Source organism: Nitrobacter sp. (assembly GCF_051535215.1).
Taxonomy (GTDB): domain Bacteria; phylum Pseudomonadota; class Alphaproteobacteria; order Rhizobiales; family Xanthobacteraceae; genus Nitrobacter.
In genome coordinates this window covers 25,689-35,487 of record NZ_JBPPLY010000022.1, presented here as the reverse complement: position 1 = coordinate 35,487, position 9,799 = coordinate 25,689, and the positions used below count along the sequence as shown (strand labels likewise).

10 protein-coding genes, 1 other RNA gene and 1 pseudogene are annotated in these 9,799 nt (G+C 61.9%); 7 read left to right on the top strand and 5 right to left on the bottom strand.

Annotation, left to right across the window (positions count from 1 at the left end; all coding sequences use genetic code 11):
* Nucleotides 1-155: pseudogene (locus tag ACS3WB_RS15075) on the bottom strand (lytic transglycosylase domain-containing protein); the annotation flags it as partial.
* A 277-nt stretch (nucleotides 156-432) separates the two neighbouring features.
* Between ACS3WB_RS15075 and ACS3WB_RS15070 the strand changes: the two are divergent.
* A complete protein-coding gene (locus ACS3WB_RS15070; protein WP_438276304.1) occupies nucleotides 433-681 on the top strand; it encodes a hypothetical protein in 249 nt (82 codons plus the stop codon).
* A 298-nt stretch (nucleotides 682-979) separates the two neighbouring features.
* Nucleotides 980-1,507, top strand: a complete 528-nt coding sequence (locus ACS3WB_RS15065; protein ID WP_438276303.1) for a PRC-barrel domain-containing protein — start codon at nucleotides 980-982, stop codon at nucleotides 1,505-1,507.
* 64 nt (nucleotides 1,508-1,571) lie between these two features.
* On the opposite strand, the gene ACS3WB_RS15060 is transcribed toward ACS3WB_RS15065, so the two are convergent.
* Nucleotides 1,572-3,128 (bottom strand): DUF4403 family protein, encoded by a 1,557-nt coding sequence (locus ACS3WB_RS15060; protein WP_438276302.1) that lies wholly within the window; start codon nucleotides 3,126-3,128, stop codon nucleotides 1,572-1,574.
* A 524-nt stretch (nucleotides 3,129-3,652) separates the two neighbouring features.
* On the opposite strand from ACS3WB_RS15060, the gene ACS3WB_RS15055 reads away from it, so the two are divergent.
* The gene (locus tag ACS3WB_RS15055; protein ID WP_438276301.1) at nucleotides 3,653-4,873 is read left to right on the top strand and encodes an extensin-like domain-containing protein; all 1,221 of its coding nucleotides are present in this window, start codon (nucleotides 3,653-3,655) and stop codon (nucleotides 4,871-4,873) included.
* Between the two features lie 124 nt (nucleotides 4,874-4,997).
* Here ACS3WB_RS15055 and rnpB read toward each other — a convergent pair.
* Nucleotides 4,998-5,450, bottom strand: an RNA gene (gene rnpB, locus ACS3WB_RS15050) — RNase P RNA component class A.
* A 120-nt stretch (nucleotides 5,451-5,570) separates the two neighbouring features.
* Here rnpB and ACS3WB_RS15045 point away from each other — a divergent pair.
* The 3 genes from ACS3WB_RS15045 (at nucleotide 5,571) to ACS3WB_RS15035 (ending at nucleotide 7,022) form a co-directional block, all read left to right on the top strand.
* Nucleotides 5,571-5,726, top strand: a complete 156-nt coding sequence (locus ACS3WB_RS15045; RefSeq protein WP_438276300.1) for a hypothetical protein — start codon at nucleotides 5,571-5,573, stop codon at nucleotides 5,724-5,726.
* A gap of 111 nt (nucleotides 5,727-5,837) precedes the next feature.
* Nucleotides 5,838-6,143: a hypothetical protein gene (locus tag ACS3WB_RS15040; RefSeq protein WP_438276299.1), complete on the top strand. Its 306-nt coding sequence runs from the start codon at nucleotides 5,838-5,840 to the stop codon at nucleotides 6,141-6,143.
* Nucleotides 6,144-6,341: 198 nt separating this feature from the next.
* Nucleotides 6,342-7,022 carry an AAA family ATPase gene (locus tag ACS3WB_RS15035; protein ID WP_438276298.1) on the top strand — a complete coding sequence of 227 codons (681 nt, stop codon included), beginning with the start codon at nucleotides 6,342-6,344 and terminating at the stop codon, nucleotides 7,020-7,022.
* Nucleotides 7,023-7,173: 151 nt separating this feature from the next.
* Here ACS3WB_RS15035 and ACS3WB_RS15030 read toward each other — a convergent pair whose 3' ends face one another.
* Both ACS3WB_RS15030 and trxB read right to left on the bottom strand, forming a co-directional pair.
* Nucleotides 7,174-8,097 (bottom strand): LysR family transcriptional regulator, encoded by a 924-nt coding sequence (locus tag ACS3WB_RS15030; RefSeq protein ID WP_438276297.1) that lies wholly within the window; start codon nucleotides 8,095-8,097, stop codon nucleotides 7,174-7,176.
* Nucleotides 8,098-8,099: 2 nt separating this feature from the next.
* Complete coding sequence (gene trxB, locus ACS3WB_RS15025; RefSeq protein WP_438276296.1) at nucleotides 8,100-9,065, bottom strand: thioredoxin-disulfide reductase; 966 nt, start codon at nucleotides 9,063-9,065, stop codon at nucleotides 8,100-8,102.
* A gap of 254 nt (nucleotides 9,066-9,319) precedes the next feature.
* Between trxB and ACS3WB_RS15020 the strand changes: the two genes are divergently transcribed.
* Nucleotides 9,320-9,799: an Lrp/AsnC family transcriptional regulator gene (locus tag ACS3WB_RS15020; protein ID WP_438276295.1), complete on the top strand. Its 480-nt coding sequence runs from the start codon at nucleotides 9,320-9,322 to the stop codon at nucleotides 9,797-9,799.

Sequence of the window (9,799 nt, the reverse complement as noted above, 5' to 3'; positions counted from 1 at the left end):
TAGTTGCCGCGATGAACGGCGCGCGGATTATAGCGGCTCTCCCGCACGATGACGCGATGGACCAGTTCGACGGGAACGCCGTTGGCTTGCGCGTGCGCCGTCACCATCGACTCGTATTGCGCGCGCTGCGCGCACGCCGGCTGCGGCAATGCCAGCACAACCAAAATAAGAAACGGAGCAAATTGACGCAAAATCACCGACACCCTCATAATCTGCCTTAATTCCTATCGCCCTAATCGCGACTTTCCTGTGGCAAATCGACCGTGCCGACGCAAGGTTTTAAGGCGCTCCCGGGCTCGAAACAAGGAACCCGGCCACGGCATTCTCACATTCCATCTTTCATCACTTTCGCATCACCAGAAAAGGCGCATTCGGAAACGTCGCAAATTCGGCACGAGCCTGAGTCTAGGATCGCACCCTGCGGATTTCGTGATGGTGCGCCCCGCGAATCCGCAACGCAAAGCAGATGGGAGAAGCGTCATGGTCGCTGCCGTATCTGATTATTTGCCTCATCAAAATCCTTGTGCGCAATGCGGTCGCCCGATCGCCGCGCCGGTCTGGTTCGAAAACGGACCGCGCCGGACCGCGTATCTCTGGCAGTGCGCTCGCTGCGGCTACCAGTTCGAATCGATCGCGTTCTTCGCCGAGACCAGCAGCGAGCCGAGCGCGATCGCAGCCTGACAACGGGCAGTTCGCACTGAGACATCCCGTCGCATGATCGCGCTTCCGCGCATGGAAGCGGCATTGGGGATGCGCGTTCGTACGAACCTCATCCGTGCGTTGTTTTGTAATGATGCTCCGTGCGAATTCCCGATCAGGTTTGCCACGCTTCCGAGTCAAGAATTATCGCGCGTTCGTCGCTTGCTGAAATTCGCATCGCCCTTTCGTGGGAACCCTGGCGGTCGTGATGTTCCGGGGAACGACTGCCTCGGTTGTGGGTTCTGGCTACTGATTTTCCAAAATCGAAGGAGGTACACTGATGATTGCCAAGCATATTACCGTCGCATTGATCGGATCCGCGCTGCTGGCGACGACGGCGGTCGCGCAGACGCCAGGCAGCACGACGAACACCATGAGCGCTCCGGCGGCTGCCTCGTCAGAATCCGGCTATCATGGCGACTGGCGTTCGTCGAAAATGATCGGCCTCAACGTCTATAATGACTCCAACGAGAAGCTCGGTTCGATCAGCGATATGTTGTTGGACAAGAGCGGAAAGATCAACGCCGCGGTGATCGGCGTCGGCGGATTCCTCGGTGTGGGCGAGCATCTGGTTGCGGTGTCCTTCGACAAGCTGAAATTTGTCGATACGCCTGTGCCCTCGACATCGGCCTCTTCGACGACAACGGCGCCGTCCGGCGGCACCACCACGGGCTCGACGACAGGCTCCGCCACGTCAGCGCCCGCGACGACGACAGCGAAGTCCAATCCGTGGTATCCGGATCACGCCGTCTTCAGCGCGACCAAGGATCAGTTGAAGTCGATGCCGGAATTCAAGTACGCCGAGTAGTCGGCCGACGATTGGAACAGCAACGCACCCGGTTCCAGCCGGGCGCGTTTGTGCAGCGTATCCCTTATGGCGCCGGCAGCTTGCTGACCTCGACATTCACGGCGCCGGCCGCCTCCGCGATGACGCGCAGCGTTTTGGAATCGAACGCGATGTCGGCGAGTTTGAGACTGGTGATCTGAGCTCTGAGGCGGACGCCGTCCTCACTCTTCTGAATATTCGCGATGACTGCGGCGATGTTGTCTCTCGCGCTCGATGCGAACGGCTTGAGGTCGATGGTCGCTCTATCGGCCAGAGCCTGTTGCAGATAAGGCATCGCAGCGTGCGCAGCGGCGCCGAGCAGGCCGAACGCCGTCTCGGATTCGACTGCGAGCCGGATATCGGTCAGCCGCAGGGTTTGTTGGGCCTGATCCAGCACAGGTTTGCCCCAGATGTGAACCGTGGCCTCGCCGCCGAACCCGAACCAGCTTTTCTTTTCCGTCGCGTGGACCAGCAGCGAAATCAGAAGACGGTCGCCGGCCGCCGCGACGCTGGCCCGTTTGACGGTGACGCCGACCGGGCCGCTGCCGTCTTCGGGAAATGTCTTGCCGACGAGTTGGGCCTCGATCACCCTGTTGATGGCGGTGAAGGGCAAGTCGATCGGAACGCCGATGTTCAGCCTGCCCGGGATGGCCGGCACGATGGTGAGCGTCGCGGGAAACGGACAGTCCGGTTTGGTCGCCGTGCCGGTGATCCGCGTTTCCGCCTCGATGCCGAGCGTCAGCGTCACGCTGCTTGCATCGATGCGCGGCTGAACCGCGACAGCGCGCACCGGCTTCAACTCGAGATACAGGTCCTGCAATCCGGCCGCCCCCTGGAGCGGAATCGAGCGGCACATCTGTGCCCACTGCACCCGTGCGCCGCGCTCCAGGGCCGGATCGTTACGAATGCGCTGTTGCAGGCTCGCGAGCTGTTCGTTGACGGCTCTGTCGATGACCGGCTTGACCTGCGAGGGCACGTTGACACGGGCGCCGGCGACCGAAAGGTTGGTGTCGCCGAGATGAACCTGCGCGCTCATCTCGGGATCGATGCGCCAATTCGCGGTCAGCACCGGCCGCGCGGTCATCACGACATTGCCTTTGATCTCGGCATTGGCGTTCAGGTTTTTGATATTCACGCGTCCGATCTGCTTGGCGACGTTGCCCCCCAGCAAATTTCCGAGCGCGTTGCCGATCGCGCCCTGAGCCTCTGATGACAGCGCCCCGGTGACCTTGAGGGTGCCGCTCAGCGGCGTGGACAGCGACAGCACGTTGTTGGCGCCTGTGGCGCTGATCGCACCGCGCGACGCTGTCCACCCGATGTCCGCATTCTGAAGGATCTGTCCGACCGGGTTGTCTGCCTTGCCTGCGAAGTTGCGCGGCGCGGCTCGGTCGGCGGCATCGCGAATGACGGCAAGCGGAATCGTGATCGGGGCGATGATGCTCGACGCGCGATTGACAGGAGGCAGTGGCGGCAATGCCGCGAGCACGGGCTTGTTGATTCCGAACGGCGACAACCAGTCCATGGCCTTAAGGCTGACGAAGAAGGACACCGCAAGGATTCCGGTGCCAAGCAGGATGGTCTTGAGGTTGAACCCAGGCCGCATTGGCTCCCCGACGAAAATTGCCCCGCGACGAGTCTACAGGCCGCGGGCGATGGAGGCCAGCGCGCGGCCGGCGGTCGTGATGCGGATGATAGAACATCATAGGCCCACGAAAGCTGCGAAGTTTCGGAGGACCGATATCGGGAGACCGCGGTGCGGCTGGTCGCTACGGCGTTTTCGAGCGAAGGATGTCCTTGGGACCTGACCCGAGGATGACACCGGTTCGAATCGAGAAAACGCGTCACAACAAAATCACGAAGCCCGGCTTCTGATCCGTCAGAGGCAAGGCTCTAGAAAACGCCCAGCACGATCGCGCCGACAAAGGCGAGCGCGAGATAGGCGGTCACGATGCTCATGCGGCCGGCGAAAGTCATGTGACGACTCCCTGGTCACAATTGGTCCGTCGTAACGCGGCAAGCTTGCAACCTGTTCCCGGCATTTCCATTGTGCGCCGCGGCAACATCGTTAAAAATGACTGAACACAACGCGTTGAAGAAGCCTTAAATAAATTCGTCGAACTTGCGCGGATGACGCGCAGAGTTGCCTTGTATCTCGTCGGCTCCGTCGTCCTTGTGTCGCTGGCAGGCTGCGGGCGCGGTTTTTTTCAAACCGCGGAACGCGAGCCGTGGCGGGCCGAGGCTGAAGCCGCTTGTCTGAAATCCGGCGAGGTCAGGGAAAACGCCGATCTGGTTCGCATCCGCCCGATCAACGGTCCCGGCGTCTGCGGCGCCGAATTTCCTCTGAAGGTCTCCGCGCTCGGTGAAAGCCCGACTTACGGCTTCGCGGACGAGGATCTTCGGCCTCCGGCCTCGATCGGCCGCAATCAGCCGCGCTGGCCGATCGCGCAGCCATCCTCTCCGCCGCCGTCATATCCCGAGACCGCCGCTCGTCAGCCTGCTTATGGTGGCGCCTCGATCGGCCCGGTCTCGCTGACTGCGCCCGGCGTGCGTCCTGTCGAAGACGGGATCGACCTGCCGCCGGAAGGAACGCCGGATGCGGATCGCGCATCGTCCTATCCAGCCGGCGGTTACGCGCAACCCTATCCGGGCGCGCCATCCCAACCGCAATCCCGGCTCTACGGCGGCGAGCGATCGTCCGCATATCCCGCCGCGCCCGGATTGGGTTCGTCACAACAGGCTTCGCCGCTGCCGCGCCTCGGACCTGCGCGCGGGGCGATCACCAGCGCGGTCGGGCCTGTCGTTGTGAAGCCGGCCGCGACGCTTGCCTGTCCGATCGTCTCGGTGCTCGATCGCTGGCTCGCGGATTCGGTCCAGCCGGCGGCGATGCGCTGGTTCGGCGCGCGCGTTGTCGAAATCAAGCAAATCTCCGCCTATTCCTGCCGCGGCATGAACGGCAACCCGCACGCACATATCTCCGAACACGCCTTCGGCAATGCGCTGGATATCGCGGGATTCACGCTGGCGGACGGGCGATACGTGTCCGTGCAGCATGGCTGGAAGGGGCTGCCGGAGGAACAGGGTTTCCTGCGCGATGTGGAAGCAACGGCCTGTCAGCGTTTCACCACGGTGCTGGCGCCGGGGGCGAACGTCTATCACTACAATCACATCCACGTCGATCTGATGCGCCGCGCGAGCGGGCGCACGATCTGCAAACCGCCGGCGGTCTCCGGCGAGGACATCGCGGCGCGCGCGGGGCGGAGCTCGTATGCCAGCCGCGAACCTGCGGTGACGGGGTCGCTTGGCAGCAGAACGAGCCGTTCGCACCGTCATGACGATGACGACGAGTAGCGCGCCACGCAAGCCGTCTGCCTGAGAGTTCTTGAAATGGCGAGGGGTCCGGCGCGGGTGCGCCGAACCCCCCATTTACAATTTTCACAGTCGCCTGCATTTTGTTGACGCGAGCTTCTGCGAACGTATCAGCCGGCCTGTAAGCCGGGTTCTGTAGGGCACCGCGTGCCTGCGCACACGATACGTGACGGCCATTCCTCTGGGACAACGTTTGCACGTTGCCTCATGCAACCTACCCGGACAGCGGGCCCGACACGGCCCCGCGATGTTATCGCCGAGGCGAACCTCTCGCGATGCTGTCCCTATTCGGTTTTGCTCCCGGTGGGGTTTACCATGCCGTCTCCGTTGCCGGAGACGCGGTGCGCTCTTACCGCACCTTTTCACCCTTACCGCTCTTTTCCCATCCTTTCCTCGCAAGCGAGGAAGGGCAGGGTGCGAACGGCGGTTCGTTCTCTGTGGCACTGTCCCTGGGGTCGCCCCCGCCGGATGTTATCCGGCACCGCATGTCGATGGAGCCCGGACTTTCCTCTCCCGAAAGCCTTTCGGCCCTGACGAGAGCGGCCGTCCGGCCGACTGACGCGATACGCATGACTGTTGCGCGGGGCGGCGTCAAGCCAAGCCCGGACCGCCCTGAGCGGAACTCCAGCCGCCCGTGGTCATTGAATCCCTGCGGCAATGTCCGCAAAGGGAGGTTGTCATGACCGATTTGCGCCTTTGGCGTCCGACCCCCGGCGTCCCGGTCGAGGATATGCGGGGAATCGTGCCCGAGGAGACCAACTATGCCATCGGCTGGACGCTCAGCGCGCTCCTGACGCTGACGGTGGTGTGCGTCGTCTGGACGTTCGGTTTCTGAACTGAGCCCATTGCCTGTCGATGACTCATATCTGCAGCCGGGCTGCAGCAAGCCGTTTGCGCGACATCCCGCCGCGTTGTCGCAACGTGACCGATCCACATCTTGCAAACGATGAGCAATCACCACCGAGCGGAACTGGACCGGCATTTTGCGTGGTTTGAAGCCAGAGTGCCGGCGCCGCTGGCGAAATTCCTGGGCTGGGTGCGCAAGCCGTCCTCGCGGCTGGCCCGCGCGCCGCTGGCGATCCTTCTGATCGTCGGCGGCATTTTCAGTTTTCTGCCGGTGCTCGGATTGTGGATGTTACCCTTGGGGCTTCTCCTGATCGCGCAGGATGTACCATTTCTGCAAGGACCAATGGCGCGCATGCTCGGATGGATCGAACGCAAATGGATGGAGCGAAAAGCGGCGAAGCGCTGATCGTGAAGGTTCTTCTCGTAACGACTCGTTTGTGATCTTTTTTGCGACAATGTGACTCACATATCCGCTGGAGTGTGACTCAAATGTCATTTTTGCATGAAAAATCGACGCAAAGAGTCAATTGACAGCAAGATTTGTCTTTAACGAATCAGCATGCTGATTCATTTTGGCCTCCCGGGGCAATCTGGAGGCCAAGGTATGAACGTTATTGTTTTCGCATCGCGTAAAGGCGGCTCGGGCAAAAGCACCCTGGCTGCTCACCTTGCTGCGCAAGTTCATAAGGCTTCGAAGCCCTGCCTGCTGGTGGATGCCGATCCGCAGGGATCGCTGACCCTTTGGCACAAGCTGCGCGGCACCAACGAACCTCCGATCCGGACAGCCAACCGCTCAGTAACCGAGATCATCAACTCGGCCAAGCGTGACGGCTTCGAGTGGGTTTTTATCGACACGCCGCCGAACCTGTCGGCCGTCGTCGACGACGCCATTCGGAACGCGACCATGGTCGTCATTCCTGCGCGCCCCGGCGTCTTCGATGTCAACGCGGTGCAGGACACCATCCAGACATGCCGCTCCGCGCGCAAGCCTTATGCTGTCGTCATCAACGGCGCTCCTGCAATGCGCGACGGCTCTGAAAGCCCGATCGTCACCATTGCCCGCGAGGCTCTTGCGAAATTCCGCGCTCCGGTCTGGAGCGGTCAGGTCACCAATCGTGCCGACCTGCTGCTGGCGCTCGCACATGGCGAAGGGGCCCGCGAATACGATTCTCAGGGGCGCGCGGCCTCGGAGATCGGACGGCTATGGGCGGCGATCGAGCGCTCCGTCAAGGCGATCCGGGGAGCTGTGTCCTCCAGTGGGACTATGCACAAGAACGCGGCCTGACCCGCACGCTGATGCGGAATGATAAAGCGCGCGGATTCGCGCGTCGGTCGTTGCCTGCTTTGCTATAAGTGACGCGAACCGGATTCCATTGTCCGGTCCAGCACCCGGTGATGCTTCGCTCGAAAACCTATAGGAAGCGGCGGCGGTCGGACTACGAGGGCCAGCGCTGCGCCTTGCTGACGACGAAATCGCGGAATGCCTGAACCCGCGCGACGGACTTCAACTCTTCGGGATAGACGAAATAGGTATCGAGCTGAATCGAATGGGATTCGCTGAACAACTGCACCAGAAGGTTGTTCTCGCCGACCAGATAATCCGGCAGCGCGGCGATGCCGAGGCCTTGCTGACAGGCGCTGAACAAGCCCAATATGTTGTTGACGATGAAGTACGGCTCGCGTGGCCCGGAGCCGTTGCGTCCGGCTTCGACCAGCCAATTGCGGTTCTGAGGATGGACCGAGGCGTGCGTCTCGGTGAGCAGGACGATACGATGCCCGTCGAGTTCCTCCAGCGTCCGGGGAGTGCCGAAGCGCTTGACGTATTCCGTTGAGCAGTAGGCGTGGAAACCCATCGCAAACAGCTTGCGCTGAATGAGATCGGGTTGGGTTGGCTTCTGCGTGCGGATGGCGATGTCGGCCTCGCGCATCGACAGATCGAGTTCTTCGTCGGTAAGAATCAGCGAGATCCGGATCTCCGGGTAGAGCGCGTTGAACTCGCCAAGCCGCGGAATCAGCCAGTTGATGCCGACGCCCGGCGTCGTGGTAACCTTCAGATCGCCGCTTGGCCGCTCACGGCTGTCGGTGAGCTTGGCGCGCGCCGCCTGCAACTGCATGAAGACTTCATGCGCGGTGCGGAACAGCAGGTCGCCCTGTTCGGTCAGGATCAACCCCCGCGCATGGCGGTGAAACAGCGATACGGAGAGTTCCTGTTCCAGCGCGCCGACCTGCCGCGATACGGCGGACTGCGACAGCCCGAGTTGTTCGCCGGCATGCGTGAAGCTGCCAGCCTCGGCGGCCGCGTGAAACACCTTGAGCTTGTCCCAATCCATGTCGGTAAAACCGTCGCGATTCCGTAGCATCGTTACTCTGCTGCCGCGCGGTCGCTCGCGTGTGCGGCGAGAAACCGTTCGGCCTCCAATGCGGCCATGCAGCCAAGCCCTGCGGCCGTGACTGCCTGCCGGTAAACCTCGTCGGCTACATCGCCGGCCGCGAACAGGCCTGGCACTGACGTCGCCGTCGAGTTCGGTGCCACCTCGACATAGCCCGAGCTTTTCAGTTTGACCTTGCCGGCTACGAGTTCGGTGGCGGGCGCATGGCCGATCGCAATGAACACGCCGTCGGCCGCGATCTCCGTGAGCGCGCCGGTCTTGACGTTCTTCAGCCGGACATGGGTGACCTTGGGCGGATTTTCCGCACCGCAGATCTCGTCGATCACGCTGTCCCAGACCACCTTGATCTTGGGATGTTTGAACGCGCGATCCTGCAAAATGCGTTCGGCGCGGAAGTGATCGCGGCGATGAACGAGGGTGACCTGCGCGGCGAAGTTGGTCAGAAACAGCGCTTCCTCCACGGCAGTATTACCGCCGCCGACCACAATGACGTTCTTGCCGCGGTAGAAGAAGCCATCGCAGGTGGCGCAGGCGGAGACGCCAAACCCCTTGAAGGCGTCTTCGGACGGTAACCCGAGCCAGCGCGCCTGCGCGCCGGTGGCAAGGATCACGGTCTCGGCCAGGTAGGCGTCGCCACTATCGCAGGTCAGCCGGAATGGCCGCTGCGACACATCGAGGGAATTCACCGTATCCGTGACGATCTTCGTGCCGACATGCCTCGCCTGCTTCTCCATCTGCTCCATCAGCCACGGACCCTGGATCACGTCCGCGAAGCCGGGATAGTTTTCGACGTCGGTCGTAATGGTGAGTTGGCCGCCCGGCTGGATTCCCTGGATCAGCACCGGCTCCAGCATGGCGCGCGCAGCGTAGATCGCCGCCGTATACCCCGCCGGGCCAGAGCCGATGATGACAACCTTGGCGTGGACAGGAGCAGGCATGGATGACCCTATGGCGAGAAGCCGACCGACGCGGGCAGCGAACACCCGGTGCCAGCCAGCGGAAGGCGGGAAAACATCTAGTTTGTATATAGGATATCTGCCCAGCTATGCAAAATTTGCAACCCGTTACTGCGAAAATTCTTCTAAATGCAAAACCGCGTGCCGCGCAATAAAATTGCGCATGCTCCCCAATCTACGTTAAGAGGTTTACGGGAGATTCTCCCCGTTTGACGAGTCTCGGGGTTTGAACGCGCGTGTCGAAAAGTCTGGACGAGATCGACCTTAAGATTCTGAGCGAGATTCAGGCCGACGGCCGGATCACCAATGTCGAACTGGCCAGACGGGTCGGCATTTCGCCGCCGCCTTGTCTGCGACGGGTCCGGACGCTGGAGGAAGAGGGTTATATCCAGGGCTACCGGGGATTGCTCGATCCGCAACGGCTTGGTTTCGAGGTAACCGTGTTCGCCTCGGTGCACTTGTCGAGTCAGGCCGATGCCGACCTGCGCGCGTTCGAGGAATTCGTGCGCAGCGAGCCGCTCGTGCGCGAATGCTGGATGCTGTCGGGCGAGGTCGACTTCATCCTGAAATGCGTGGCGCCCGACATGGCGACATTTCAGGACTTCGTTGCGCACCTCACCGCTGCACCGCATGTGCGCAACGTGCGAACCTCGCTGGTCCTGCATAGCTCCAAATACGCCGCGGCGGTGCCGCTGGAATTGAAGGTACCGGGCTGA

Coding starts and splice junctions, on each gene's coding strand:
- ACS3WB_RS15065 (WP_438276303.1), top strand. CDS start 980: ATGATTGCCAAGCATATTACCGTCGCATTGATCGGATCCGCGCTGCTG.
- ACS3WB_RS15055 (WP_438276301.1), top strand. CDS start 3,653: ATGACGCGCAGAGTTGCCTTGTATCTCGTCGGCTCCGTCGTCCTTGTG.
- trxB (WP_438276296.1), bottom strand. CDS start 9,065: ATGCCTGCTCCTGTCCACGCCAAGGTTGTCATCATCGGCTCTGGCCCG.
- ACS3WB_RS15045 (WP_438276300.1), top strand. CDS start 5,571: ATGACCGATTTGCGCCTTTGGCGTCCGACCCCCGGCGTCCCGGTCGAG.
- ACS3WB_RS15035 (WP_438276298.1), top strand. CDS start 6,342: ATGAACGTTATTGTTTTCGCATCGCGTAAAGGCGGCTCGGGCAAAAGC.
- ACS3WB_RS15070 (WP_438276304.1), top strand. CDS start 433: ATGGTGCGCCCCGCGAATCCGCAACGCAAAGCAGATGGGAGAAGCGTC.
- ACS3WB_RS15060 (WP_438276302.1), bottom strand. CDS start 3,128: ATGCGGCCTGGGTTCAACCTCAAGACCATCCTGCTTGGCACCGGAATC.
- ACS3WB_RS15040 (WP_438276299.1), top strand. CDS start 5,838: ATGAGCAATCACCACCGAGCGGAACTGGACCGGCATTTTGCGTGGTTT.
- ACS3WB_RS15030 (WP_438276297.1), bottom strand. CDS start 8,097: ATGCTACGGAATCGCGACGGTTTTACCGACATGGATTGGGACAAGCTC.